This window comes from Micromonospora sp. NPDC001898 (genome assembly GCF_042891255.1).
GTDB lineage: Bacteria > Actinomycetota > Actinomycetes > Mycobacteriales > Micromonosporaceae > Micromonospora.
In genome coordinates this window covers 960729-986744 of record NZ_JBIATC010000001.1, presented here as the reverse complement: position 1 = coordinate 986744, position 26016 = coordinate 960729, and the positions used below count along the sequence as shown (strand labels likewise).

The following is a 26016-nucleotide window of genomic DNA, read 5'->3' as shown; positions in this document are numbered from 1 at the left end:
ATCTCTTCACGTTCCCCCGCCGACAACCGCGCCGCCATCAGCAACCACCTCCACCACCATCAACGAAGGTGTTGCAACCACCGGTTGAGCCCAAGTGGAGGGGCCACTTCTCTCCAAGATCTTCAGTCATCCCAGGTAGTGGAACGTAAGTCCCGTTACATGGACGGCTGCGGGCAGGTTCGGCGGGGCGGGGGGCCGGGAACAGCGCGGCAGGAGGGGCTTCCGTGGGGTGGTGCAGGCGGCGGGACCAAGCAGCCGAGTTGCGCGGTGATCGCCACACCGGCGGCATCCACGTACGCGGCTCCGATCTGCGCGGCACCGGATACTCCGCGACTTTGCCGGGGTAGACGAGGCGAGCCGTCGCCCTGCGGGTGCGCGGATGACTCGCGGCCCCCGTCCCCACCTGCCCGTCCGCCCGGTCTGGCTGTGCTGCCGCTGCGGCCACCCCTGGCCCTGCGGCGAGGCCCGACTCTCCCTGCTGGTCGAGTACCGGGGCAACCGCCTCGGCCTGCTGATCTACCTCGCCGCGCTGAAGCTGGAGGCGGCCGAACACCTGAACCGGCTCAGCCCCGACTCACCCCCGGGCAACCTCACCGACCGCTTCCTGTCCTGGGCACGGGCGCGCGGGTAGCCGCCGCCGACCGCCCCGGTGCCGTCTCCTTCCCCCGTGGGAGAACCGGCACCGGGGCGGGTCTCTCCGCGGCGGCGGATCCGGGGTGACGACGCTCGACGGGCTGCCCCGTGCCGGCCCGTCGGCTGCCCCGTGCCCAGCCCGCCGAGCGCCTCGGCCGATCGTCAGGCGGACACCGGAACCCGTCCACGGCCCCGCCGGCCCCGGCGGTCGGGTGTCACCCCGTCCGGCTCCCCGCCGGGCGGTTCCGGGTCGTCGTGACCGCCCTGGGCCGACAGGCCGACCTCACCGGCCCCGGCGACATCGCCGGAGGGTGCCCCACCGTCGGGCAGCGGGGACAGGTCGTCCCCGCCGTCCCCGCCCAACTCCGTCAGCTCGTCGTCGGCGGCGGGGTCGGCCCGGTCGTCGAAGGGATCTCCCGCCAGGTCCTCGAAGCCGGGGCCGCCGGCCAGGTCCCGCCCGAGGTGTGGGGCGTCGAGCGAGCCCCGGGCCTGGTCGAAGCCGCCCGGCTCGAAGTCCTCGTCGAAGGGACGGCCGGCCGGCGAGGCGGGTGCCTGCCCCCGCGGGATCCGCTCGGTCGGCTCCCCGTGCACCCGGGTCTCCGCCTCGGCGTCCTCGACGATGCTGGTGGCCATGCTCGGCCGGTTGCGCAGGAACCGCCCCCGCCCCCGGGCCAGGTCGTGCCCGACCGCGACCGCCTCCATCTCGTAGAGGGTGCGGTGGTTGCCGGCCTCGTCGGTCCAGTCCCGGGTGTAGAGGCGACCGGCCACCACGACCGGATCGCCGACCATCACCGAGGAGGCGACCCCCTCGGCCAGCTTGCGCCAGCAGTTGACGCGTACCCGAAGGCTGTTGCCGTCGACCCACCGGCCGCTGTCCCGATCGAGCCGGCGGGCGGTGGAGGCGACCTTGAAATTGGCCACCAACGTGTTGCTCTGGGTGGTGCGCCGCCACTCGGGGGCGGTTAAGACGTTTCCGACAATCGTTACGTGGGTGTCAAACATCGTCCCTCCAGGGGAGAACCAGGACTTGCCATGGCGAGTCGACTCGCCGCCGAGCCTGGCCGTACCGGCCCCCCGTCGCCATCGACCGGTCGCCACCTGTGGACAACGGAGCGGCCTGTGGACGACGACCTGATCAAGGCCCCAGTGTGCTACGCCCCCCGGTGGAGTCAACGCCTCGGCCGGCGGCCGGTCGCCGACCGTCCGCGCGGACGGCGGGGGGAATGGCACCCGCCCCGGGACAGTCGGAGCCGGGGTGTTTCCGGACAGACCGTGGCTGGGTACAGCTTTGATCAAGCGAGCACCACCGACGGCGCGCCGGCTGACAGTAGGCGGCATGCCGTCCGATCAGAAGGGCCACGGAAGATGACTCTCTGCCGACTCCGTACGACCGGTTCCGTCCGCACCGAGGGCGAGGCCCGCCGATGAGCGCCGTGGCGAACCCCGCGACCGTGGGTGAGTGTCTGCGGGTCGGTGCCGGGTTCTCCCAGGGCGACCGGAACTGGATCGCCACGCAGTTCGCCACCCTCGACGCCCGGCTGGCCGGCTTCCACGCCGACGCCACCGAGCTGGAGGTGTCGGTGAAGGATCGGGAGGCCCGGGGGCAGAAGGTCACCCTGGAGTGCTGGATCGCCGGCCGACAGAAGATCGTCACCACCTCGTCGGAGGAGGACCTGCACGCCGCGCTCAACGACGTACGGGACGACCTGCGCCGCCGGCTCAACGATTCCAAGACCAAGCAGGAGCCCCGGCACAACAAGCACCTGCGCGACACCGGTCAGGTTGCGGCGAGCCCGGACGAGGTGGACCTCGACGTCGACGCGCTCCGGGTGAACGCCGAGACGGCCTGATCAGGACCTGAGCAGGACCGGCGGGAAGGTGGGCTTCGCCCCACCTTCCCGCTTCGGGGCTACCGCCGGGTAGGTTCCCGGCGTACCGTCGCGGTCGTGGAACCGGACGTGCTGGGGCCGCCGTACGAGCGGCAGACGATCGACCTGGGCACCGACGACGAGGGACCGGTCGTCGCGACCCTGGTCCGCCGACGGGCCGACCGCCCCACCGGCCGGGCCGTGCTGTACGTGCACGGCTACGTCGACTACTTCTTCCAGACCCACGTGGCCGACTTCTACGCCGAGCGGGGCTGGGACTTCTACGCCCTCGACCTGCGCAAATATGGTCGCAGCCTACTGCCGCACCAGACGCCGAACTTCTGCCGCGACCTCGGCGACTACTTCCCCGAGCTGGACGCCGCCGCAAGGATCATCCGTGACGACGACGGCCACGACACCCTGCTCACCATGGGCCACTCCACCGGCGGCCTGATCATCTCGCTCTGGGCGCACGCCCGCCGCGACGCCGGCATCGTCGACGGGCTCGTCCTCAACAGCCCCTTCTTCGACATCAACGCCCCCTGGTTGGTGCGCAGACCCCTCGCGGCCGCCGTCTCCCACCTGGCCCGTCGGGCGCCGCGCCGCGTCGTCCCCGCCGGCGTCGGCAACGTGTACGGCGAGAGCCTGCACACCGAGCGACGCGGCGAGTGGACGTACGACCTGGCGTGGAAGCCGCTCGCCGGGTTCCCGGTCCGGGCCGGCTGGCTGGCTGCCGTCCGCGCCGGCCAGCGGCAGCTCCGCGCCGGCCTCGACATCCAGGTGCCGGTGCTGCTGGCCTGCTCCACCCGCAGCTTCCGGGGCACGAAGTGGCACGACTCGGCGGCACTCGCCGACGCCGTCCTCGACGTGGAGCACATGGTCCGCTGGGCGCCCCGCCTCGGCCGGCACGTGACCCTGGCCCGCTTCGACGGCGGCATGCACGACCTGACCCTCTCCGGCCCCGCCGTACGCGAGAAGGTCTTCGCCGAGGTGGGCCGGTGGGCGGAGGCGTTCCTCGGCGCCGGCCCGACCCCCTCGGTGCCCCCGACGCCCTCGGTGCCCGCCAGCCGTGAGCCGGCCGGGCAGGCGGCGGGCCCGGCCGAACAACGACCGGGCGTGGCCGGGGAGCAACCGGGCTTGGCCGGGTAGGGCGCGGAGACGACCGCGCCGAGCTGACCGGGGCCAAACTGGGGTGCCCGACGCGGACGGATCATGCGACGCTGGGCGGGCGCCTACGGCCGCCCCGTCGCACCCGCCCCGGCAGGCGCGGCGGTACCCTCTTGGCGCAACACCCACGACGCGCGCCCGTAGCTCAGCGGATAGAGCAGGGGACTTCTAATCCCAAGGCCGCAGGTTCGAATCCTGCCGGGCGCACAGGTACTTCTCTCAACCGGACGGCTCTCGTGGAGCTATTCGTGGAGCCATAGAGCTACTGTCAGCCCCGTGGCAGGCGTCAAGCGGCAACGTGGCGAGATCATGAAGCTCCCCAGCGGATCACTCCGTGTAAGGGTCTATGCGGGCGTCGACCCGCTCACCGGCAAGCGGCACTACCTCACCGACACGGTCCCGGCCGGCCGGACCGCCGAGCGAGAGGCGGAGAAGGTACGGACCCGCTTCCTCAACCAGGTCGACGAGAAGCGCAGCCCGCGCACCCGCGCCACCCTGAACCAGCTACTCGACCGGTGGCTTGAAGTGGTGGACATCGAGCCGACCACCCGCATGGGCTACGAGAACAAGCTGAACAAGCACGTCCGGCCGGTGCTGGGCAAGCTGCCGGTCGGCAGGCTCGATGCCGAGACATTGGAGTCGTTCTACGCGAGCCTGCGCCGTTGCCGCGACTGGTGTGGCGGCAAGGCGTACGTGAAGCACCGCCTGGAAGGCGAGCACACCTGCACGGCGAGGTGCCGGCCACACGTCTGCAAGCCGCTCAGCGCGTCGTCGGTGCGGCAGATCCACTGGATCCTCAGTGGTGCGCTCAGCCGCGCCGTCCGGTGGCGCTGGATCGCCGTCAACCCCGCCGGGCAGGCCGAGCCACCCGCGCCGCCGCACCCCGACCCGCAGCCGCCGAACCCCGCCGACGCCGCGCGCATCATCAACGAGGCGTGGCGCGACCCTGACTGGGGCGCGCTGGTCTGGCTCGCCATGACCACCGGCGCCCGCCGCGGCGAGCTGTGCGCGCTGCGCTGGCACCATCTCGACCTGGCCGCCGGCGTGCTGACGCTGCGGCACAGCTCCTACCTGGACGAACACGGCGAGCTGCGGGAGAAGGACACCAAGACGCACCAGCAACGGCGGGTAGCGCTCGACCCAGAGACGATCGAAGTGCTGCGCGAGCTGCACGGCCGGTACCTCGACCGCCTGGCCCAGCTCGACGCGGACGTCGACCCCACCGATTACGTCTTCTCCCCCGAGCCGGACAACAGCCGCGGCTACCGGCCCGACACCATCACCCAGCGGTACGGCCGGCTCGCCACCCGGCTCGGCATCAGCAGCCACATCCACGCTCTGCGCCACTACTCGGCGACCGAGCTAATCAATGCGGGTGTCGACGTGCGGACGGTCGCCGGCCGACTCGGTCATGGCGGCGGCGGGACAACCACGCTCCGCGTATACGCTGCCTGGCTGTCGGAGTCGGACCAGCGGGCGGCCGGGACGCTGGCCGCTCGGATGCCGCCACGCCCGGTCGTGCCGACGCAGCGTACGGCGGCCAGCAGTCCGTACCAGAGAATCGCCGCCGAACTGCGCGAGCAGATCGCTGCCGGTCGGCTGCGACCCGGCGACCAACTCCCCGCGGTTGCTGAGCTGGCTGCGGCACGTGGCGTCTCGGTCGGTACCGCTCACCGCGCCGTAGCGCTGCTGACCGCAGAGGGCATGGTGAGCGTTGTCCGAGGTCGCCGCGCGGTCATAGCAGGTGTCGGCAATGAGTATCCGGCGGAAGGGCATGGCGAAGATCCGACCTAGCACTCGCTCAACTCGAACGTTCATATCCGGCACACGAGTTAGAAAGTGTGGACACAGGCAAAGCTGTTCGGCAGTGACCTGGCTTGGCCTGCGCCGCCATGCTGGCTTCCACCTCCAGGAGCTGACCGTCGTTGACCGTCGACTCCCGTCCCATCGGGCACGAAACGGCCACGCCACCCTCCCTGCCTTGCACAGGTCAAAGCGGTTGTCTGCCACCATCGGTGGAGATCCGCTGACCTGCCTGCCCTGTCGAGCTCGGATCGCGACCGCCGATGCCGTACTGCCGCATCCGGTGCGGTTGCTTGCGTTGACAGCCTTGCTGTCCGACTATTTCAGCCATGAGGAGAAGGCTGGTGGGGTTCGGGCTACTGCTGGTCGGCTTGGCAAGCGTCTTAGTCGACCTGGTCCGGAAAAATATTGACACAATCAGACACGCACTGAATGAGCTGATGGACAATTTGCTGGCTGCCGTCGGCATTGCAGGCCTCATCGTCGGGATTTGTGTCCTTTGGTCGGCACGCAAGTCCTCGCAGAGCCGCACACAAAACGACACCAAAAAAGGACTTGGCGCTCACCTTCTTTCTGATTATGGCATCGCTGCTTCCGCTTGCACTATGGCGTTTGTCGGGTGCTGCGCGCTCGTCACCATGCTGCAAGTAGCTGGAAACGCAACGTCAGAATCGGAACGCTCCAAGCTTCAGATCGAATCGATTAAGTACGGCCTAGGGGTTGCCGCTAGTGGCGGAGCCGTTGCCGCCTTGCTGCTCGCAGTCCGGCGTCAGCGCCTGTCCGAGTCAATGCATCAACTCGCCATTCAAACGCAGGTGCATACAGAAGCCGATGCCGCAGAACGACGGGTGACCGAGCTCTACACCAAGGCTGTAGAGCAGCTTGGCTCCCCGGATGCTGCCGTCCGCCTCGGCGGCATGTATGCACTTGAACGCGTGGCGCAAACGAACATCGGGCAACGCCAAACAGTCGTTAATGTTCTTTGTGCATATCTCCGCATGCCTTACTCTCCGCCTGATACTTTGCCACCGGCCACGCCCGCAGACGAGGCGAAGGAGGCGAAGGAGGAGCTGGAAGTAAGGGTGGGTGCGCAGGAGATTCTTACCAAACACTTGGAAATTCCTGGCAGGACGGAACCCATTAGGCCCGAAGACTTGCCTGGCCCTAGTCACGAATCGCCTTTCTGGCCACACCTCTCTATCAACCTCGCCGGAGCCAAACTCCGCAACTTTCGAATTTTGGCGGGCTATGTTGAAACTGCAAACTTCTCGGGTGCGACATTTTTCGGGGAAACCAGCTTTAATTTTACCTACTTCCGAAGTACGAGTTGGTGGCATGATGCTAATTTCGAAGGATCAGCACATTTCGATGGTGCCGATTTCTTCGTTGTCAGATTTGACGGCAAGACAGTTTTCAATAAGACGGCCAGCTTTTCCAATGCCAACTTTCGGGGCGTGGCCTGGTTCGATAGAGTCAAGTTTCGCGGCGAAGTCGATTTCGAGCAAGCCACCTTCAGGCGTCGGGAGTTTGGAAGTCCGCGGATGCGGAGTGCCCGTGCGCTTGCCAACCCTGACGGGCATGCACTACAGCAAGTATGGCCGGACGGTTGGCACCTCAAGGATCCTGAGCAAAACTCCAATTACGGAGTACTAGCTCGCACTAATACAACCGTCCCTCAAGCCCGGGCGGAAATCGGAGCGGCACCTCGGCCGCCTGACTCCCTTTGAAGGTTTCGCATTACGACGACACATTTCGCCCTGTCGCCATCCCGTCTGCGCCGACCCACACCTCGGCGGATCGGGCCAAGGCCAGTGACAAGGCGGAGCGCCTACCGGACGTGCGACCTTGGCACCCTGACCCTGGTCTGCTCGGCTTGCCTGGGTCGGTGGCTAGCGGGATGGCATATCCCACACCTCGACCACCCACGACCGAAACCGTTCGGCAACTCCAACCCGGAGTCGTCTGGTCCGCGCCGGAGGCAATGCTCCTATCGGCCGACGCGCCGGCCGATGCCGGCACTTGCGCCGCTAGCAGCGCGGCCGGCCACGGCCCGCATGCGGGCCCCTTGACGAGATCACTCGACCAACGCGGCACTGATTGCCGGCCTGCACCCTCCACCGACCGGCTACCGCCTCTGCTCGGCATGATGGACCCATGCGTTTGCTAGTGCTCGGCGGAACCTGGTTCGTAGGCCACGCGATCGTCGCGGCCGCCATCGACGCTGGCTGGGAGGTCACCACGTTCAACCGGGGCACCTCCGACCCCTTCCTAGAGGCTGTACGGCCCATCCGGGGTGATCGGACTCGCCTAGAGGACGTCGCTGCCCTCGCCTCTGCCGGCCCTTGGGACGCCGTGGTCGACACCTCGGGATACGTGCCGACGAACACCCTCGATGTGGCCCGCGCGCTCGCTCCCGTCACCGGTCGCTACGTCTTCATGTCCACGGTCAGCGTCTACCGAGACTGGCCATTGAAGCCGCTCACCGAACGTTCCGAGGTGCTCTACTGCCCGCCGGACGCCGGCCCCGACTACGGCACCGACGCCGAGGACGGGCCGACCCAGTACGGCTACCAGAAGTCCGGCTGCGAGGCAGCGGCAGTCGCCGCGTTCGGAACAGGCCGGACAACGATCCTGCGCCCCGGTGTCGTGCTCGGCCCGCGTGAGTACGTCGGTCGCCTGCCGTGGTGGCTGCGCCGCGTGGCTGCTGGTGGAGAAGTCCTGGCCCCCGGCTCCCCCGACCGCACCATCCAGCCGGTCGACGTACGGGACCTGGCCACGTTCGCGCTCCACGCCATCACCGAAGACTCCTCCGGCGCGTTCAACGTCTGCGCCCCGATGGACGGCGCCACCTTCGGCGAACTAATGGCGGACTGCGCCCACGCGACCCGGGGTGATGCCTCCTTCGACTGGGTGCCCGACGAGATGCTGGTCAGCCATGGCGTCCGGCAGTGGTCCGAGTTGCCCCTCTGGCGCACGTTCGACGGCGTGTGGCGCGTCGACACGGCCAGGGCGCAGGCTGCCGGCCTCCGCTGTCGGCCGCTCTCCCTGACCGTCCGCGACACCTGGCGGTGGATGGTGGAGAGCGGCGAGGCCAGCAACCACGACCGGGCCGCCGAGATCGGCATCAGCCCGGAGAGGGAGCAGCAGGTGTTGGCCGCCTGGCGGCAGTCAGGCGAGCGGACGAGCTGAGGTTTCCGACAGCCACTCCGAGATGCGCTCGGCGAGCTGGCGCGTGTCCGCGTCACGATCCCACGGCGACCCCCTGAGCAGGCGCTCGATCCGCGACAGCCGGCCTGTCAGCGAGACGTTGCGCTTCTCCGGCGGCAACTCCAAGACGGTACGCAGCGCTTCGGCCGCACCGTCCTTGTCTCGCATGTGAAGGTGAGCAGCGGCCACGTCGATCTGCGTGCCGTTGATCTGCGAGTACGGCCGCCTGGGCGACGGCAACGCCTCGTACACCTGCAACGCCTCCCGGGCGTACCTCGCGGCCTGCTCACCGTTGCGCAGATCAAGCCATGCCGCCGCAGCGCATGCCGCTGCCCGCGCTTCGCCGAAAGCGAACTCCCCACCGGCAGAGATGGCGAGTTCGTCGGGTCGCTCCGCGGCCGATTCTCTGTCGCGCTGGGCTGCTTCCAAGACAGCAGCGACCGAGGCCGAATCGGCGAGCAGAGCATGAGAGCGGGAAGCGATATAACGAAGCCTCAGTCTCGGCTCTCCATCCGGCGCCGCTCGCATAGCGCGAGCGAAGTAGCTCAGGGCCGCATCAGGCTCGTTGCGCCAGTTGGCGAGCGTCATTTGCAGGCCGTACGTCCACGCCTTCAATGATGCGTGTCCCGCCAGGTCGGCGTACTGCGTCGATGCCCTCGCTAGTGCCGCCGAGTCGTTCCAGTGCCCGAGGTCGAAGGCGGTGGAGGCCATCAGGGAAGCGCTTTGGCCAATGACCACGTAAAGATCGGCCAGCTCACCCGGCCGGCGGGTGCGCTCCACCAAGGCTCTTGCCTCGTCCCTCAGCCGGCGGGCGCCACTGAACATGTCGAAGGCCGCCATGCCTCCCGACCGGGCGAGCATTGTCACGTCTTCCTGCAAGGACTCGATGGAGTCGTGCGGCAGGGCAAGGCTTGTCAGCAAGGGATCATTGGCGATCGAGTCGGCAGCAGCGCTCACAGCATCAGCAACGATACCTCGGCCGCCAGCAATTCCCTCGGACTGGACCCTGCTAAGAATCTCGAAGAAGCGGGAACGAACCGAATCCGATACCCGACCCAAGGCGGTATCTAGCAGATCCTGATTGGCGTTCCCAGGGACCGTGTCAGGTCGACTATGCCAATACGCGACTGTCCTTGTCGCGATCCCGAGCCACCCCGCGAATCCCTCGTTCGTCATTCCGGCGGCAGCTTGCAGCGAGCAGGCAAGGTTTCCTGTCCACCGGTCCACGGTCGCCACCGTCGTCTCCCGAACTTGCGGTTGCATCGGATTGCCGCGCATTGCACTGGGTTTGCATGGGCGCCGCGCTCCTTTTCGACTTCACTGGGTCTCAGCAAACCGAACGGAACGCCAACCACAGACTACTGAGGAGACTCCCGTGGCTGAACCCCTCGCCGCCAAGAACGATCGCCCTCGGTTCCGGTCGGTCGCCGACACCGCAGCGATCCTCTGCATGTCGGAGGTGACCCTCTACCGGGCGATCCACGCCGGCCAGTTCCCCGCCATCAAGGTCCGTGGCCGCTTCGTGATCCCGGCGCGCGCCATCGACGACATGGAGGCGTCCGCACTGACGTACGGCCTGGTGGACGCCAGCAACTACGCGCTACGACCCGCTGGATGACCGCTAGGAAGCAACCCGCTTCGGCCCCGGCGGAGCAGGCGGGACGCTGTGCTCCCGAGCGAGCTTCCGGACGTAGGCACCGCTGAACGGCGACAGCCGCTCGACCTCAGTCGGGCCGACACCGCCCCGGAGCGCCGCAACCACCGCCGCAACCACCGCCTCACGTGCGGCCTCATGAGCCGCTTCGGTACGCCGATACCGCTTCGTAGCTGCTGACAGCTCATCTCGCGCATCACTCATCGGACCAACATACCGCTACCCCCTTGCGCAACAGAGCCGCGTATCGCTACCTTGTTGCGCAACAGAGGCGCACATCTAGAGCGCCGGATCAGTCAGAAGGGATACGAAGTGACTGAGTCGAACGACTCTCCCGAGATCGAGCCGAGCGGGGCCGACCTCGCCCAGATCGAGCAGGAGTTGCCGCTGATCGAAGCTGAGGTTCTGTTGCTCGACGCGCAGATCATCGTGCTGACCGGCGATGCCGGTCCGTCCGAGTTGGACTGGCAGCGGTTGCGTCGGGCGCAGCGTCGGGTGCTGCGGGAAGCGCGTGCCCTGCTCGCCGTTCGCTCGGCCGCCGGCCGGGCCGCGTAGGCGGTAGCCACCGTGAGCCGTCGATTCCCGATCCCCCGGCCTGCTGAGGACTCCCGCTTCACGTTCGGTCTGGCGCTGGATGTGGCCCAGGTCCTCGCCGCGCACGGCTACCCGTCGATGACCGAGCCGTACGACGGGTGCGGCACGGACCTGCTGGCCCTGCAACAAGCCCTGTTCTCGTTCATCTACGGCACTGACGAATCGGAGGGACCCCTTTCATGACCGCCCCCACGCTGTCGGCCTTCCCCCGGCCGGTCGAAGACCTGATCCCCGCCGCCCGCGACCTGGCCGACCATCTCGGCGAGATCCCGTCGCGCAACCGTCTCAAGAAGGAACTGCGGGTGGGTGGCCCGAAGGCAGACGCGATCCTCGCCGCCCTCACCCACACCGACACCCCGCCGCCCACTGAGCCCGCCACCGACCCGGCCGACACCACCCCAGACCCGCTCGCCGACCCGGCCCCGGTGCCGGACCTGCCGCCGGTCACCGACGACACCCCGCCGGACGTGTCGGAGCAGGCAGCACCCGCCGCAGACCTGGGCACCAATATCACCACCGAGGCGAACCCGACCGACTTGGCGGACAGCCGGCGGGCGGTGGCGTGGCCGGTGGTGCTGCTGGCCCTGCCCGCGTTCGTGGCGATCTGGTCCGGGTGGGTCGGACTCGGCGGACTCACCGGGTTCGGCCAGGTCCACCCGCTGCCAGGAATTTGGGACAGCTTCTCCATCAACTCGGCCATCACCCTGCCGATCGGCGTGGAGACCTACGGCGCGTACGCCCTCTACATCTGGCTGTCCGGCCGCGTGCCGGACCTGGCCCGCCGGTTCGCCAAGTGGTCGGCCATCGCCTCGCTGCTCGTCGGCGCGCTCGGCCAGGTCGCCTACCACCTGCTCGTCGCCGCCGGCATCACCTCGGCCCCGTGGTGGATCACCACCGCCGTCGCCTGCCTCCCGGTCGCCGTGCTCGGCATGGGCGCCGCCCTGGCGCACCTCGTCCGCACCCACGACTAGTTCCGCCCGGCGGCGCGGCCTCACGGCCTGGAAACCTGCGCCGCGCCGCCGGCCCTCACCCCTCGACCCTCACGGAATCTCAGGAGAGACACCCATGTTCGCAGACCCCACCAGCACCCGCGCTGCCGCGTTCGCGGCCGTGTTCGTCGCCCTCTACGTCGCCCACCAGATCGCCGACCACTGGGTCCAGACCCAGCACCAGGCCGACTGCAAGGGCCAGCCCGGTTGGGCAGGCCGCATCGCCTGCGCCACCCACGTCGCCACCTACACCATCACCTCCGGCCTGGCCCTGGTGTTCCTGGTCGCCGGCACCGGGCTGCGGCTGGACCCGTGGGGCGTGGTGGTCGGGTTGACCGTCTCGGCGGTCACGCACTACATCGCCGATCGGCGCACCCCGCTCAAGCGCATCGCCGCTGCTCTCGGGTCGGCCCGCTTCTACGCCCTCGGCGCACCCCGACCCGGCCGCGACGACAACCCGTCCCTTGGCACCGGGGCCTACGCCCTTGACCAGTCCTGGCACATCGGATGGCTGTTCATCGCCGCCCTGTTCTGCGCCGCCTGACCCCTGAGAGGACCCCTGATCATGGCCAAGAACCTGATCAACAAAGCGTTCGACGCGATCACGCGCTGCCTGCCCTGCAAGGGCACCGGCCGGGTGGCGCACTACACCCAGGGCTGCAACGACGTCATCGACAAGAACGGCCGCAAGGTCGCCTACACCGACTGCACCGCGATGAAGACCTGCCCCGACTGCGGCGGATCGGGCCGCTCCCGCTAGCCCTGCCCGGCAGCGCGGCCACCTGGCTACCAACCCGCGCCGCGCTGCCGGCCCCTACCTCCCGAGGAACATCCCCGAGCTTGGAGGAACACCCATCATGACGTCCCCCGACGACAACAACCGCTTCGACTGGCAGGCAGCAGAGCACGATCTGACCGACCCGAACAGCCCGGATGCCGACGTGGTCGACCTGGACGCCGCCCGCGCTGCCCGCACCACCGACCCCGACTCCGACGACGACGGCGGGCCGGCGCTGGTCGACTCGCCGGCCGCGCAGCGGTCACCGCGGTTCACCCTCGACGGCGTGCGGGCTGGTCAGCGCCGCCCGATCCTGCCCGCCTGGCTGCGCTCCCGCGCCGAGCTGGCCGACGTGATGCGCTGGGCGGTGGGGCATCTCCTGCACACCAGCGCCTACCACTCGCTGCGCCTGCCGAAGTACGCCGGCAAACTCGCCTTGCGCGCCCCGGCCGGCGCGGTCCGGCTGGTGTCCGGGGCGTCCCGGTGGCTGTTCGATTGGGAAGGCGAGACGCTGCGCCAGTCGACGTCCCAGACCCGCGACGGCGAGCTGTACCTGAAACTGTCCCGGCAGCGTGACCGGCGCGTGCGGTGGCGCGGCATCGTCACCGTCTTCACCCTCGCGGTCACCCTGGCCGGTGGCGTCGCCGTGGCCCTGGCCCCACCCTGGGCACGATGGGCGGTGCTCGCCCTGCTGGTCACCCTGTGCGGGATGCTCGGTCAGCCTGCCGACAAGCCGTTGCTCGACACCGCCGTGGTCATCCCCCGCGTGGCCCGGCTCACCTCGAACGTGGTGGTGCGCGCCCTGGCCGTGCTCGGCATCTCCGGCATCACCCAAGCCATCGCCAAACAAGGCGCCCGCGCCATCGCCTTCACCGCGCCGATTACCCGGGACGGCCCCGGATGGCGGGCCGACATCGACCTACCCCCCGGCGTCACCGCCGGCGACGTGATCGAACGGCGGGACCGGCTCGCCGCCGGCCTCACACGCCCCCTCGGCTGCGTCTGGCCGGAGGGACAGCCCGAGGTGCACCCCGGCCGGCTGCTGCTGTGGGTGGGCGATCAGGACATGGCCGCGACCCCGCCGAAGCCCTGGCCGCTGCTCAAGACCACGGGCGGGTTCGACCTGGGCCGTCCGGTGCCGTTCGGCACCGACCCACGCGGCCGGATCATCTCCTTCGAACTGCCGTACACCAACCTGCTGATCGGGTCGATTCCCGGTTACGGCAAGACCGCCGCTACCCAGGTGCCGATGCTCGCCGCCGCCCTCGACCCGTACGCGGAACTGTGGTGCTTCGACTTCAAGGGCACCGGCGGTCTCGACCCGCTGGAGAAGGTGTCGGCGCGGTATGCGTCCGGGCAGGACGACGACACCGCCGAGGAAGGGCTGTTGGCGTTGCGCGAGCTGCGCAAGGAGTGCCAGCGCCGCGCCGCCGTCATCAAGGGACTCCCCAAGGCGGTGTGCCCGGACAACAAGGTCACCCCCGAACTGGCCCGCCGCAAGAAGTTGGGCCTTCACTGGCTGGTCGTCGCCCTCGACGAGGTTCAGGAACTGTTCTCGCACCCGGAGTTCGGCAAGGAAGCCGGCGAGCTGGCGGAGAAAATCATCAAGCTCGGCCGCGCCCTGGGCGTCATCCTCGTCGTGGCCACCCAGCGGCCCGACGCCAAGAGCCTGCCCACCGGGGTCAGCGCGAACGCCGGTACCCGGTTCTGCCTGCGGGTGATGGGCCAGATCGAGAACGACATGATCCTTGGCACCAGCGCGTACAAGAACGGCATCCGGGCGACCATGTTCGCCAAGAAGGACAAGGGCGTCGGCTACCTCGTCGGCGCCGCCGACGACGCCCAAATCGTCCGCACCTTCTACGTCGACGGCCCCACCGCAGAAAGGATCACCGACCGGGCGCGCGCCCTACGGGAAGCCGCCGGCACCCTCACCGGCCACGCGGTCGGGCAGGCCACGGCGACCCCGGCCGCGCGCCGGGACACCCTGCTCGACGACATCCTCACCGTCGTCCCCGCGACCGAGGGCAAGGTGTGGGCGGAGACGCTGACCGAGCGCCTGGCGGAGCTGAACGCCGACGCGTACGCCGACCTGACCCGCGATCAGCTCACGGCCGCGCTCAAGCCGTACGGGATCACCACCGGGCAGGTGTGGGGCACCGACCCGACCACCGGCAAGGGCGCGAACCGGCGCGGCATCGACCGGGCCGACATCACCAATGCGGTAGCGGAGCGTAACAAGCGGCGGGGCGACAAAGCCGCCTAACCCGGACGGCGTGTGGTTGCTAGGTCTAGCGGCACCCCCCGCTAGACCTAGCACCCCCGCTAGCACCGCATCCCAATCCTGATCAGCGCCCTAGTTCCTAGCGGCGTCGACCCCGCACACCCGAAAACTGGCCTGTGGAGGCAATTCGTGGTCCCCATCCTGCTGCTCGCTAGCCTCACCGCCCTCATCTACGCAGCGTCATACCTGGCCGTGTGCGCGGTGTCCCCGTGGGGGGGCTGCCGGCGCTGCCACGGTCGCCGCTTCCACCGCACGGCTATCGGTACCCGCCGTGACTGCCCTCGCTGCGACGGCACCGGCATCCGGGTACGCGTCGGCCGGCGGCTGCTCGACTACGTCCGCGCCGAGTACCGGGCAGGCCAGCAGTGACCGCCCGCCCCGGCCGGGACGGTCACACCGAATGGTGCGGGCGCGACCACCGCTGCAACCTCGGCGAGCACCGATCGGCGGAGATCGTGGTCGACCTGCCCGGCCACGCCCGCGCCGTCCTCGTCCGCGTTCGGGCCAGCGACGGCCGCGACCACGCGGAGATCCGCGTACGAGTCGCCCTGGCCGACGTCGACCCGGCCGCCCGCCGCCAGCTCGGCACCCTGCTCGCCGACCTGCGCGACCTGGTGACCCGCGCCGCCGCAGTTCGCCGGCCGCGCCCCGGCCGCAAGGCCGCCTGACTTGCCCTCCCCGACTCACGACAGGAGCACGTCATCGTGACCCGACCGCCCGCACACGACCACGCCGCCGAGCAGGCCGTGATCGGCGCCGCACTGCTCAACCCATCCGTCGTCGCCGACCTCGCCCCTACGCTCGCCCCGGCCGACTTCCACCGGCCCGCGCACGGCCGACTGTGGGAAACACTCTCCGCGATGCACGCCGCCGGCGAACCAGTCGACCCGATCGCCCTGGCCGCCCGACTCGCCGCAACCGGCGACCTGGCCAAAGTCGGCGGCGCCCCGTACCTGCACACCCTGATTGCCGCCGTGCCCACCACGGCGAACGCAGGGCACTACGCCCGGATCGTCGCCGACCACGCCCGCCGCCGCCAGGTCGCCGACCTCGGCGTCTACTTCGCCGAGAAAGCCGACCAGGGTACGGACGTCGCCGACATCCTCGCCACCGGCCGCGCGATGCTCGACCACGCCGCCACCGGCACTCAATGGGCACCGCTGATCCCGCTCGACGACCGCCGACACCTCCCCGAATTCCCGGCCTACGTGCTGCCCGAGTGGGTCGCCGAGCACGTCTACGCCGTCGCCGAGTTCACCCAAACCCCCGTCGACCTGGCCGGCTGCATCGCATTGGCCGCCCTCTCGACCGCCGCCGGGGGCCGCGCCGAAGTGGAGGTACGCGGTTCCTGGCGCGAACCCACGAACCTGTTCACCGTCGTCGTGCTGCCGCCCGGCTCCCGCAAGTCCGCCGTCTTCGCCGCCATGACCGGACCGCTGCTCGCCGCCGAGAAAGCCCTTGTCGAGCGCACCAAACCGGCGATCGTGGAAGCCGAACTTGCCGCCCGCGTCGCCGGCAAAACGGCAGAGAAAGCCGCCATCGCTGCCGCGAACGCCGACACCTCCGGCCGAGACACCCTGCTTGCCGAAGCGACCGCCGCCGCGATGAACGCCGACGCCGTCACCGTCCCCGTCCTGCCGCAACTGGTCGCCGACGACGTCACCAGCGAGGAAGCCGCATCCCTGCTCGCCGAGCAGGGCGGACGCCTCGCCGTCCTATCCCCGGAAGGCGGAGTCTTCGCCACCATCGCTGGCCGCTACTCCGGCACCCCCAACCTGGAAGTCTTCCTCAAAGGCCACGCCGGAGACATGCTGCGCGTCAACCGACGCTCCCGCGCCCCCGAACACGTGGAACACCCCGCGCTCACCCTCGGCCTCGCCGTGCAACCCGACGTGCTGCGCGACATCGCCGACATGCCCGGCTTCCGCGGCAAAGGACTGCTGGCCCGGATCCTGTTCAGCCTGCCCGAAAATACCGTCGGCCGCCGGAAGATCGGCGCCGACCCAGTACCCGAACCCATCGCCACCGCCTACGCCGCCAACCTCGGCGCCTTGGTCGCCACCCTCGCCGAATGGACCGACCCGGCCGTGCTCCCGCTCACCCCGGAAGCCAACGAGCGGGTGTTGGACATCGAACGGGCCGTAGAGCCGCGCCTCGCCCCCGGCGGCGCGTGGGGACACGTCGTGGACTGGGGCAGCAAGTACACCGGCGCAGTGGTCCGCCTTGCCGGCCTGATCCACCTCGCCGAACACCTGCGCGACGGCTGGGGCAAGCCCGTCACCGCTGAGACTGTCGAGCGGGCCGCCCTGCTCGGCGAATACTTCGCCGCTCACGCCCTGGCCGCGTTCGACGACATGGGCACTGACAAGAGCACCCGGTCCGCCCGGCTCGTGCTCGCCTGGATCGAACGCACCGGCTCCACCACGTTCACCAAGAAGGAGCTGTACCGGGCCGTCCGCAGCCAAATCCCCACCGCCGCCGACCTCGACCCCGTCCTGTCACTGCTGGAAATCCACGGATACCTGCGCCAACTCGACCCACCGGCCCGCACCGGCGCCGGACGGCCCCCGTCGCCCGCGTACCTCGTCCACCCGGACGTACACCAGACCACCGGCACCATCCACGCCCTGACCGCGAGGGCAGACCGCAGACCCGCGTGAGCCGCTGGTCTAAATGGCCGCAATGGCAGAAATCCTGTGTGGCCAGGATTTCTGCCATTCTCGCCATTTAGACCAGCACCCGGCCGTCGGCTGGCCACGTCGACTGCGCCGGGCTACTTAAAGACACCGATGACACCCGTGACGGTACCGATAACGAAGCTCAGGGTTGCTAGCTTCGCCTGGGCTCCAGTCCAGATTCCCCTCGTCTTCTCGCTCCAGCCCAGAGACCACCAGTCGCGTCCGAACTTCTGCCACTTGTGCTGGCGAAGATGGCAGCCCAGCACTAGACCAGCCGAGTTGTTGCGGCAGAACTCAACTACGCCGCCACGCTTCCGATTGATCGCACCGCAGTAGACCGGCGCCTGGAAGAGCACGAAGAAGAGTAAGAGTCCGACGAGAAGCGCATAGATGCCGGGGCCGAATGAGCTGCTACCGAGGGACAGGAGGAGCACAGCTAGGACGCCGTAGCCCCAGTACCGCCACAGCTTCGACTTGCCGCGAGATGCCATGAGCGCGAAGAGTACCGACGCAACCGCAGAACGTGAATAGATCCATCTGTCGGATGGCCGTCACCTCCAGTGGCATTGATCGGGCCGAGGGGGTTGCCGAGCAAGCCGGACCAGTGCGACATTGAACTGCCGCCACATCTGTCATGGACTGTCAGCGACGGCCCACATCAAGCTTCCCTTGACTGCCTGAAAAGGCATGATTTCGCCCGCAAGCATCGGCGGTTAGGGTATCGGAAGAAACGGCCGAAGAGAGGCACCCGATGGCAACCTTGAAACACTCGCGCGGCAAATTTTTCCACACGTTCAAAATGCCGCCCGACCGAAGTTTTTGGCGATTCTTCCACGATACCGTGAGGTCCCAGACGGGTATCTCATTAGGCGAGAGTTCCTTGGGAAATCCAATCGCCTTTCCACCGTGGAAACCTGAGCGATCGAACTGTGAGCAACTGACCTCCGTCCTTGAAGAGTTAACAGGGCATCTACCGGACGACTGGAAGGCGTTAGCGCGGAATCTTTTCGTGGGACGAATCCTTGATGGAGAGATTAATGCCAGAGCTTGGTCGGAAAAGCAGGCAGGAGTAGTTGAGATAACTCTCCAGTACACACACGTCCTCGGCGCATACGCCGCGACATACAACGAATACTTCCAGTCGGTCAAGGGCCTGTTCGAAATCGTGAACCAGGTTGATGCGGACGACGACGAACTGGTAGCGGCGTTGACGGCTCGGCTAGAGCGACCATGGAAGGAGATAGAGGCTCAACAGGACCAATGGAGGAACCCTGAAGTCGTCTACGGAGGGTGCGCATCACTTTTTAGCTGGGTCGCCCCGAAGCGAATTCATTTAGTAGAGGATATGGTTCTCTGCGCGGAGGCCTTCGCCATTGCGCACGAACTGGCGCATCATCTGCTTGGCCATACGAATTCAAAGCGGGAGAAACCCAGCGCAAAGCGCGCGCTCCACGAGGCCCTGCAAGCAACTAAAATACCTCAGATCATGCTGCCACTGAACCCGTCACAACGGGAAGAAGTTGAAGCAGACGCATTGGCCTTCCTAATCTGCGCGAACGCGCTACGCAGCACGCCTTCTTTCCCTGAAATCTATAATGCCCTAGCCGGCTCCGTCCTGGCCCTGGTTGCTGCCGCCCACCTAAATGGCGACTGGGTCCCGGGTGACGTTGCACCCACCCATCCCGGCTTCTTCGAACGCATGCAGGTGGTCGCGGAGATGACAACGCTGACAACCGCAGGGCGCCCAGCAGACAACGGAATGGGGCACCCATTCGGATTCCTAGCTCAGCTTCAGACCTTCGCAGGCCTCGCACTGAATGCCTACCTGCACCAGTGCGATCCCGAAGCACATCGAAGAGTTGACCTTTTGGATGTCGTCAACCACCTCACCAAGCTGGCCGACGAAATCGAGTTAGCCCCGACCGAGACGAACGCTTGATGTGCCTGCCTCGCTCCGCCCGGTGCGCTCCCAGCCAACACCAAGCAGCCCGAACCAGCGCAACCGAAGGCCAGCTTGACGGAGCGTCACTACACCTCGAACCCGTCAACCAGGCCAGGCGTGGAGCTATTCGTGGTGCGAAATGCCGGGTACCAGGGAAAGTGAGGCAGACCAGGGAAGCAGTTCGCGCAGGTAGAGCACCTATCGAAACCAGAGACCATGAGGTGAATACCACTTCTAATCCCAAGGCCGCAGGTTCGAATCCTGCCGGGCGCACAGGACTTCCACTCGGCCGACCGAGCCGCGTGGTGCGGCGCGTGGTGCCAACGAGCCGAGCTTTCCGCGTGGTGAGGTCGAACAGCCGCGGGAACGGCACCGAGCGAGATCGAAGCCCTACCCAGTGGGTCACTCCGCGTAAAGCTGCACTCGGGCGAGGGCCCGCTCAGCGGCAGAGCGGCACTACCTCAGCGGGACCATCCCGGCGGGCCGCACCGCGGCGAAGGACCCCGAGAAGGCGCGTACCCGCCTGCTGGCCCAGGTCGATGAACGGCGCAACCCGCGTACTCGCGCCACGCTGAACCAACTTCTTGACCGGTGGCTTGAGGTCGCCGAGATTGAGCTGACGACCCGCATGGGCTACGAGAACAAGCTCAACAAGCACGTCAGGCCGATGCTCGATAACACGGCTGCCCTATTGCGGACCGGGTGCCTGGACGTCCACGTCGTTCACCTGCCGGATGAGTCAAGATCAGTGCACGCACTCTGCACGGTCCGTGGCCCGGCATGGCCCAGACGAAACCGGGCAGCAAGGTCATCGGCAAGGTCAGAAGCGTCACGCGAGCCGTCGATGGTCACCACCGGCAGGTGCAATTCGACGGCCTCACGCCGGACTTCTGCGTCCCACAGTTCATCGCGAGCAAGTCGCCGAGCGAGCGCCTTGCCGTGATCGCTGTCTCCCCAGTTCATTCGGCCTCTCGCGACGTCGGCGAATCGGACCCGCAATGCCTTTTCCCTGAACTGCGGCGTTGGCAGGAGGAAGGCGGCCTGCCCTGGCCAGGTCAGCAGCGGCGCGACCTCGCGGGGCAGGGTTCGGAAGTCATCGACCAGGACCGGACGCTCCGTGGGCATCGCCAGCAGGTCATCGACAACAAACCCGAATGTTTCCCCGTGCAGGCTCGGCATCGACTCGAAGATTTCCTGTGCGCTGCGGCCATTCCACGTCTGCGCCAGCGGAGTTTGCAGCAACGCCCACAGGTACGGCTGATTCTGGGCGGTGCACCGGCTGACGTAGTCGCGCTCCGCGCAGTCCCCGTCATAGATCAGCACGTCGTAGCGCCCGGCTAGGACCCGGGCGAGGGTGCTCTTGCCTGAACCGGTGCCCCCCGCGAGCCATCGAACATGCGAAAGGCGGCGAGCTAGGTCCACAGGATGATTGTCAGCGGCCATACCAGGAGAGACTGCCGGCACTGCGGGCAGAGAAACAGTCTTGTTCTTTCATAGACACCCCGTGAAGATTGACGAGAGGGAGCGTGCGGTGGGCCAGCGCCGCGCTTGCACGGCACCCTGACTAAACCACATGATCAGAGCGGCGCGGCCAGCAACCACGACCGGCCCGCCGAAATCGGCATCAGCCGGAGAGGGAACAGCAGGTGTCGGCCGCCTGGCGGCAGTCACGCCAGCGGAAGAGTTCAGGTTTCCGACAGCTCTAGCCGGGAGGCTACGGGCATCGGGGGGCATTTCCGGGTCCGCCCCGATAGCTTGCCGGCGTGGTGGACCTCCACGATGGTCCTGCTTCGTATTTGTTGCGACCACTTGGGGAGTTGCTGTGACGTACCGAAGTCTTGCCGCCGGCCTCGCCCTGATCTTGACCGGGGCGCTCGTCGCCGCCGCGCCGCCGGCTGTGTCAGGGGCGGACCATCGAAGAGCGACATTGACATGGGGGCAATGCCCCGACGACATTCCGGGAGTCCCGGTGGATCCCGTGGTGCAATGTGCGGCGCTGAGGCTGCCGGTGGATTGGTCCAGGCCGCGCGGCGTCACGTTCGACCTGGCGGTGGCGCGCCGTCCCGCCCGCGACCAGGCGAAACGGGTGGGTTCGCTGGTGTTCGGCCCTGGCGGGCCGGGCGATTCCGGCGTGGAACGGGTCCGGCGGGGAGACCGGTTCAGTGATGAGCTTCTCGACAAGTTCGACATCGTCAGTTTCGACCCGCGGGGGGTTGGTCGAAGTGCCGCGCCGCGTTGTTCCCCGAGCCCAACCCTGCCGAAGCCACCGCTGCTGCTGGGCAGCCAGGCCGACTTCGACGCCACGATCGCCTACAACCAGGCACTGTGGGCGAACTGTCGCCCGACGAGCCCGGTTTTCGATCACGCCGACACGCTGAGTACGGTCCACGACCTCGACGCGATCAGGCGGGCACTCGGCGAGTCACGGCTGACCTTCCATGGCAGCTCATACGGCACACTGCTCGGCGCGCAGTACGCGGAGCGGTTTCCGCACCGCGTCCGGGCAGTCGTCCTGGAGGGCGTGTTCGACCACAGCCTCGACGTGCCGTCTTTCGTCCGGTCGCAGGCGGCGACGTTGCAGGACTCGTTCGACGAGTTCGTGGCGTGGTGTGACCGCTCGACCGACTGCCTATTGCACGGAACCGATGTGCGGGCGATCTGGGCCGACGTGCTCGCCCGCGCCGACGGGGGCGAGTACGCGCCGAGCACCGCGTTCGACATCACCGTGCTCCCGCTCGGCATGCTCAACGTGCCGAGATGGACGGACCTCGCGCAGGTGATCAAGGGACTGAGTGGCGGTGTCGCACCGGCACCGAGAAGTCTTCCGGTGGCCACCGCCGTCTTCTGCGCGGATTGGCCCGTGCGCGTGCGTGACTACGACGAGTACGCCACACTCGTGCGTCTGGCTGCGGCTGCCGCGCCGGACGTGCGGTACGGCGCCGGGCTGATCGCCGTACAGACATGTCTCGGCTGGCCGACGCCGGTGCGCAACCCCCCGCACGAACTCCGTGTGACCGGCAACGCACGACTGCTGCTGCTCAACGCGCTGCATGACCCGCGCACCGGATACGAGTGGGCCACGAACGTCGCAGAACAGCTCGGGAAGCGCGGCCGGCTGCTCACCTACGAGGGTTGGGGGCACGGTTCGTACCAGCGAACCGCGTGCACCATCGGCGCGGTCGACAGGTATCTGGTCGACCTCGTCCTCCCCGAAGCCGGCGCCCGCTGCCCGGCCGCATGAGGAACTGCCCCGCCGCCATAAGGAAGCTGTCGTGGCGGCCGAGGTCCACTCGGTCGCCACGACCCTCACCCGTAGGGCGGGCCGGACGGTCCGGCCCCGGGGATCGCCGCGAGCGCCTCTCGGCACGCCCCGGCCACCTCCTGCGAGACGGCGGCGCAGTCCCGGGGCGCGCACCGCTCGGCGATGCGGCGGGCCAGCACATCGAGGTACGGGGCGAGCGCCCCGGCCGTCGAGTCACGCCCGATCTCCGAGGCCGGTACGACGACGTTGACGGTGAGCCGCCGCCGGACGGCCGAGTACCGGAGGTTGTGCACCCCACCGTCGCCCTCGGCGCCCGTGATCGATCCGCCCAGGGTGAGGAAGATGTCGACCTCGTCGAGGCCGTCGATCACGATCCGCCCGAACGACTCCTTCAGCGCCCGGCGCAGCACGACCGGCTCCTCCGGTGCCCGTTCGGGACCGCCGAGGCGGGCTCTGACCGCGACTCTCACGGCACCATCATCCTGCACAGGCCGGCCACACCGTCGCCCGGCCGGCGGGACAACGGGACGAGAAGCCCGGCCCGGGGCGGCAGCCCGCAGGCGATCCGCGCCGGGCCGGCCCAGCGCCGCCCCATATCAGGTGACGGCGAGGAACGCGGCCAGGTCCAGTTCGCCGACGGTCTGTCCGCCGCTGCGCTCTCCGTTCACCCGGAACCCGAGCCGCAGGTAGAACTCCTCCGGCCCGTCGTCACCCGGCTCCCACGTCGTGTGGATCCGGGTCTCCCCGCGCCGCCGCGCCTCCTCGGCCACGGACCGGACGGCGAAGCGCCCGTACCCGCGCCCCTGCTTCTCGGCGGCGATGTTCAGCCGCCACAACCCGGACCGCAGGTCGGTCGGGGTGTCCTCCCGCCACGGGATGCGGAAGAAGCCCATCAGGAAGCCGACCAACTCGTCGCCGTCGTAGACCAGCCGGGGCCAGGCGACATCCGGCCAGGCGTACGCCTCGGCCAACGACCGGGCGACCGGCTCGACCAGGTGTTCCTGGTCCGGCCGCACCCTCAGGTCGCACGCGGCATCGACGTTGCCCGGCGTGATCTTCTCCAGGTGCAGGGACGACATGCCGGCACCCTACCGACCACCGCCCCACGGCCGGCACGGGAGGCTGGGGGACGATGTCGGGCGTTACCGTGGGTCGGTGACGATGCAGCCGCCACCCGACCCGATCGAGGCGATGGAACAGTTCCTGGCCCGGATCGCCCCCTACGACGATCCCGATGCCGAGCCCGCCGCGACGATCGACCTGCGGGTGGGCCGGCTGCACGGCAGCTTCCGGCTGACCGACCGGGCCGCCCGGGCACTCGCCGAGGCGCTCGGCCGGTGGACCGACCCGGACGACGCCGGCCGGTGCGGCGACTGCGGCGGGCCGGTGGGTCGGGATCTGGTGTGCCGCGCGTGCGGCCGGCTGGACGGCATCTTCGGCGCGACGGTGGCGCACCACGCAGCGCAGGTCGCTGACCGCCCCGACTGACCGGATTGAGACCGCCCGCCCGAAACCCGGATCACGGCGCATAGCGAACATGACGCGCCGAGCGGGGCCAGCCCCGGTGGCCTGCCGGAACAGCCGGGCCGCCGGCCGTGCTCAGGCGGCGGGGGTACGCCGGGCGGGCCGGTCCAGGGCGGCGGCCTCCTCCAGGGTCGGCGCGGTGCCGCCGAGGTGCGCCGGCTGCCACCAGGCGTCGTCGGGGCCGGCCGGCGAGTCCGGGTACTCCCGCTGGGCCCGGTCGACCAGGGCGGTCAGCCGGGTCTTCAGTTCGGCGCTCATCGCGTTCGCGTCGGGGTAAGCGGCCGGGTCGATCGGCTCGCCGACGATGATGGTGATCGGGGTGTGCCGGCGGGTGAGGGTGCGCGGCCGGCCCTTCGTCCAGAGCCGCTGGGTGCCCCAGAGCGCGACCGGCAGCAGCGGCACGCCGGCCTCCTGCGCCATCCGGGCCGCCCCGTTCTTGAGGTCCTTCACCGTGAACGACCGGCTGATCGTGGCCTCTGGGAAGACGCCCACGATCTCGCCGCTGCGCAGCGCGTCCACCGCCGCGTTGTACGAGCCGGCGCCGGCTCGCCGGTTCACCGGGATGTGCTTCATGGCGCGCATCAGCGGGCCGGAGATCTTGTGCGCGAACACCTCGTGCTTGGCCATGAACCGGACCAGGCGGCGGGACTCGTGCGCCCCGTACCCGCAGAAGATGAAGTCCAGGTAACTCACGTGGTTGCTGGCCAGGACCGCGCCCCCGGTGCGGGGCACGTGGTGTTTGCCCTCGACGGTCAGGCGTAGGTCGAGCACCCGGAACATCGTCTTGGCGGCGGTGATCACGGGCGGGTACACGAGTTCCGGCATCCGGCGACTTTACCCTGCTGAGGACCGGACTATGTCAGGGCCGTGCGCCGCCACCCACGGCGGACGGCTGGCCAGTTCTGCCCTCGGCCGAGCGCTCTGGCGCCCCGGGGCGCGGCGACCACACGATGGCGGCATGACAGAACGCGGGGTGCTCCTCTGGATCCACGGCGGCGGTTGGCGAGCCCGGTCGAGCGAGGACGGCGCGGCCCTGACCCGGCACGGGCTGCGGGTGCTCCCGGCCGCGTACAGGTTCGTCGCCGAGGCTCGCTGGCCGGCCCAACTCGACGACGTACGGGCGGCGGCGCGGGCGGCCCAGGACCGGGCGGGCGGCCTGCCGCTGCTGGTCGGGGGCGACTCGGCCGGCGCGATGCTGGCCCTGCACCTCGCCCTGCGCGGAGTGGACCGGCCCGACGACGTGGCCGGCGCGCTGGCGTACTGGCCGCCGGTGGACCCGCTGGCCACGGACTGGCGGCGGCTGCGCGGCGGCGACGACCCGTGGGCGGGGCTGCTCGGGCGCCGGCCCGCCCCGGGTGACCCGGCCACCCTGGACGTCACCGTCGCCACCCACGTCGGCAACGGGGTTCCGGTCCTGCTGGTGCAGGGGACGGCCGACGCGGCCGTGCCGGCGAGCCAGTCGGTCGGCCTGGCCGCCGCGCTGCTGGCCGCCGGGCATCCGGTGCACGCCTGGCTGACCCACGGCGGCCACTCCCTGGACCTGGACCGCCCCGACATCCACGCCACGACGGCGGCTTTCCTCGACACCGTCCTGCCGCCGCCCGCCTCCGCAGGAACACGGAATTAGTGCCCT

Annotated in this window: 27 protein-coding genes and 1 tRNA gene; 21 read left to right on the top strand and 7 right to left on the bottom strand. The window is 68.9% G+C overall.

From position 1 onward, the window contains the following. Positions 1-379: 379 nt before the first annotated feature. Complete coding sequence (locus ACFYZF_RS04710; RefSeq protein WP_387015976.1) at positions 380-631, top strand: flavin reductase; 252 nt, start codon at positions 380-382, stop codon at positions 629-631. A 164-nt stretch (positions 632-795) separates the two neighbouring features. On the opposite strand, the gene ssb is transcribed toward ACFYZF_RS04710, so the two are convergent. Next, complete coding sequence (ssb, locus tag ACFYZF_RS04705; protein WP_387015975.1) at positions 796-1635, bottom strand: single-stranded DNA-binding protein; 840 nt, start codon at positions 1633-1635, stop codon at positions 796-798. A gap of 422 nt (positions 1636-2057) precedes the next feature. Between ssb and ACFYZF_RS04700 the strand changes: the two genes are divergently transcribed. The 6 genes from ACFYZF_RS04700 (at position 2058) to ACFYZF_RS04675 (ending at position 8660) form a co-directional block, all read left to right on the top strand. Further along, positions 2058-2483, top strand: a complete 426-nt coding sequence (locus ACFYZF_RS04700; protein ID WP_387015973.1) for an HPF/RaiA family ribosome-associated protein — start codon at positions 2058-2060, stop codon at positions 2481-2483. 96 nt (positions 2484-2579) lie between these two features. After that, positions 2580-3650 (top strand): alpha/beta hydrolase, encoded by a 1071-nt coding sequence (locus ACFYZF_RS04695; RefSeq protein WP_387015971.1) that lies wholly within the window; start codon positions 2580-2582, stop codon positions 3648-3650. A 152-nt stretch (positions 3651-3802) separates the two neighbouring features. Continuing rightward, positions 3803-3875: transfer RNA gene (locus ACFYZF_RS04690), tRNA-Arg, on the top strand. A 69-nt stretch (positions 3876-3944) separates the two neighbouring features. After that, positions 3945-5462, top strand: coding sequence for a tyrosine-type recombinase/integrase (locus ACFYZF_RS04685; protein ID WP_387015969.1), 1518 nt, complete (start codon positions 3945-3947; stop codon positions 5460-5462). Positions 5463-5800: 338 nt separating this feature from the next. Further along, positions 5801-7198: a pentapeptide repeat-containing protein gene (locus tag ACFYZF_RS04680; protein WP_387015967.1), complete on the top strand. Its 1398-nt coding sequence runs from the start codon at positions 5801-5803 to the stop codon at positions 7196-7198. A 427-nt stretch (positions 7199-7625) separates the two neighbouring features. Then, positions 7626-8660: an NAD-dependent epimerase/dehydratase family protein gene (locus ACFYZF_RS04675; protein WP_387015965.1), complete on the top strand. Its 1035-nt coding sequence runs from the start codon at positions 7626-7628 to the stop codon at positions 8658-8660. On the opposite strand, the gene ACFYZF_RS04670 is transcribed toward ACFYZF_RS04675, so the two are convergent. Continuing rightward, positions 8640-9635, bottom strand: coding sequence for a hypothetical protein (locus tag ACFYZF_RS04670; RefSeq protein ID WP_387015963.1), 996 nt, complete (start codon positions 9633-9635; stop codon positions 8640-8642). The genes ACFYZF_RS04675 and ACFYZF_RS04670 overlap by 21 nt on opposite strands. Before the next feature lie 418 nt (positions 9636-10053). On the opposite strand from ACFYZF_RS04670, the gene ACFYZF_RS04665 reads away from it, so the two are divergent. From ACFYZF_RS04665 to ACFYZF_RS04620, 10 genes are all read left to right on the top strand, one after another. Beyond that, positions 10054-10296 carry a helix-turn-helix transcriptional regulator gene (locus ACFYZF_RS04665; protein ID WP_387015961.1) on the top strand — a complete coding sequence of 81 codons (243 nt, stop codon included), beginning with the start codon at positions 10054-10056 and terminating at the stop codon, positions 10294-10296. Between the two features lie 348 nt (positions 10297-10644). After that, positions 10645-10887: a DUF6284 family protein gene (locus tag ACFYZF_RS04660; RefSeq protein ID WP_387015959.1), complete on the top strand. Its 243-nt coding sequence runs from the start codon at positions 10645-10647 to the stop codon at positions 10885-10887. 12 nt (positions 10888-10899) lie between these two features. Then, complete coding sequence (locus ACFYZF_RS04655; protein ID WP_387015958.1) at positions 10900-11109, top strand: hypothetical protein; 210 nt, start codon at positions 10900-10902, stop codon at positions 11107-11109. Then, the gene (locus ACFYZF_RS04650) at positions 11106-11897 is read left to right on the top strand and encodes an ABC transporter permease (RefSeq protein WP_387015956.1); all 792 of its coding nucleotides are present in this window, start codon (positions 11106-11108) and stop codon (positions 11895-11897) included. Before ACFYZF_RS04655 ends, ACFYZF_RS04650 begins: the two co-directional genes overlap by 4 nt. Positions 11898-11991: 94 nt before the next feature. Next, entirely contained in the window at positions 11992-12459 is a 468-nt protein-coding gene (locus tag ACFYZF_RS04645) for a DUF3307 domain-containing protein (RefSeq protein ID WP_387015954.1), read from the top strand. A gap of 21 nt (positions 12460-12480) precedes the next feature. After that, entirely contained in the window at positions 12481-12675 is a 195-nt protein-coding gene (locus ACFYZF_RS04640) for a hypothetical protein (RefSeq protein WP_387015952.1), read from the top strand. 97 nt (positions 12676-12772) lie between these two features. Then, positions 12773-14959 carry a cell division protein FtsK gene (locus ACFYZF_RS04635; protein WP_387015951.1) on the top strand — a complete coding sequence of 729 codons (2187 nt, stop codon included), beginning with the start codon at positions 12773-12775 and terminating at the stop codon, positions 14957-14959. 147 nt (positions 14960-15106) lie between these two features. Further along, the gene (locus tag ACFYZF_RS04630; protein ID WP_387015950.1) at positions 15107-15346 is read left to right on the top strand and encodes a hypothetical protein; all 240 of its coding nucleotides are present in this window, start codon (positions 15107-15109) and stop codon (positions 15344-15346) included. Beyond that, on the top strand, positions 15343-15645 hold the full coding sequence (locus tag ACFYZF_RS04625) for a hypothetical protein (RefSeq protein ID WP_387015949.1): 303 nt from the start codon (positions 15343-15345) through the stop codon (positions 15643-15645). The genes ACFYZF_RS04630 and ACFYZF_RS04625 overlap by 4 nt, the downstream gene beginning before the upstream one ends. A gap of 36 nt (positions 15646-15681) precedes the next feature. Continuing rightward, positions 15682-17637 (top strand): DUF3987 domain-containing protein, encoded by a 1956-nt coding sequence (locus tag ACFYZF_RS04620; protein WP_387015948.1) that lies wholly within the window; start codon positions 15682-15684, stop codon positions 17635-17637. A 113-nt stretch (positions 17638-17750) separates the two neighbouring features. Here ACFYZF_RS04620 and ACFYZF_RS04615 read toward each other — a convergent pair whose 3' ends face one another. After that, positions 17751-18146: a hypothetical protein gene (locus tag ACFYZF_RS04615; RefSeq protein ID WP_387015947.1), complete on the bottom strand. Its 396-nt coding sequence runs from the start codon at positions 18144-18146 to the stop codon at positions 17751-17753. A 260-nt stretch (positions 18147-18406) separates the two neighbouring features. Between ACFYZF_RS04615 and ACFYZF_RS04610 the strand changes: the two genes are divergently transcribed. Next, positions 18407-19594: a hypothetical protein gene (locus ACFYZF_RS04610; RefSeq protein ID WP_387015946.1), complete on the top strand. Its 1188-nt coding sequence runs from the start codon at positions 18407-18409 to the stop codon at positions 19592-19594. Between the two features lie 726 nt (positions 19595-20320). Here ACFYZF_RS04610 and ACFYZF_RS04605 read toward each other — a convergent pair. Beyond that, positions 20321-21040: a hypothetical protein gene (locus ACFYZF_RS04605; RefSeq protein WP_387015945.1), complete on the bottom strand. Its 720-nt coding sequence runs from the start codon at positions 21038-21040 to the stop codon at positions 20321-20323. A 379-nt stretch (positions 21041-21419) separates the two neighbouring features. Here ACFYZF_RS04605 and ACFYZF_RS04600 point away from each other — a divergent pair, with 379 nt between their 5' ends. After that, entirely contained in the window at positions 21420-22838 is a 1419-nt protein-coding gene (locus ACFYZF_RS04600) for an alpha/beta fold hydrolase (protein ID WP_387015943.1), read from the top strand. A 65-nt stretch (positions 22839-22903) separates the two neighbouring features. On the opposite strand, the gene ACFYZF_RS04595 is transcribed toward ACFYZF_RS04600, so the two are convergent. Together ACFYZF_RS04595 and ACFYZF_RS04590 are read right to left on the bottom strand one after the other, a co-directional pair. Further along, entirely contained in the window at positions 22904-23329 is a 426-nt protein-coding gene (locus ACFYZF_RS04595) for a hypothetical protein (RefSeq protein WP_387015942.1), read from the bottom strand. A 126-nt stretch (positions 23330-23455) separates the two neighbouring features. After that, a complete protein-coding gene (locus ACFYZF_RS04590) occupies positions 23456-23938 on the bottom strand; it encodes a GNAT family N-acetyltransferase (protein WP_387015940.1) in 483 nt (160 codons plus the stop codon). Positions 23939-24014: 76 nt separating this feature from the next. On the opposite strand from ACFYZF_RS04590, the gene ACFYZF_RS04585 reads away from it, so the two are divergent. After that, positions 24015-24347, top strand: a complete 333-nt coding sequence (locus ACFYZF_RS04585) for a hypothetical protein (protein WP_387015938.1) — start codon at positions 24015-24017, stop codon at positions 24345-24347. A gap of 111 nt (positions 24348-24458) precedes the next feature. Here the strand turns inward: ACFYZF_RS04585 and ACFYZF_RS04580 are convergent, their stop codons facing one another. Beyond that, the gene (locus ACFYZF_RS04580) at positions 24459-25208 is read right to left on the bottom strand and encodes a lysophospholipid acyltransferase family protein (RefSeq protein ID WP_387015937.1); all 750 of its coding nucleotides are present in this window, start codon (positions 25206-25208) and stop codon (positions 24459-24461) included. A gap of 133 nt (positions 25209-25341) precedes the next feature. Between ACFYZF_RS04580 and ACFYZF_RS04575 the strand changes: the two genes are divergently transcribed. Next, positions 25342-26010 carry an alpha/beta hydrolase fold domain-containing protein gene (locus ACFYZF_RS04575; RefSeq protein WP_387015936.1) on the top strand — a complete coding sequence of 223 codons (669 nt, stop codon included), beginning with the start codon at positions 25342-25344 and terminating at the stop codon, positions 26008-26010. The last annotated feature ends 6 nt before the right edge of the window (positions 26011-26016 follow it).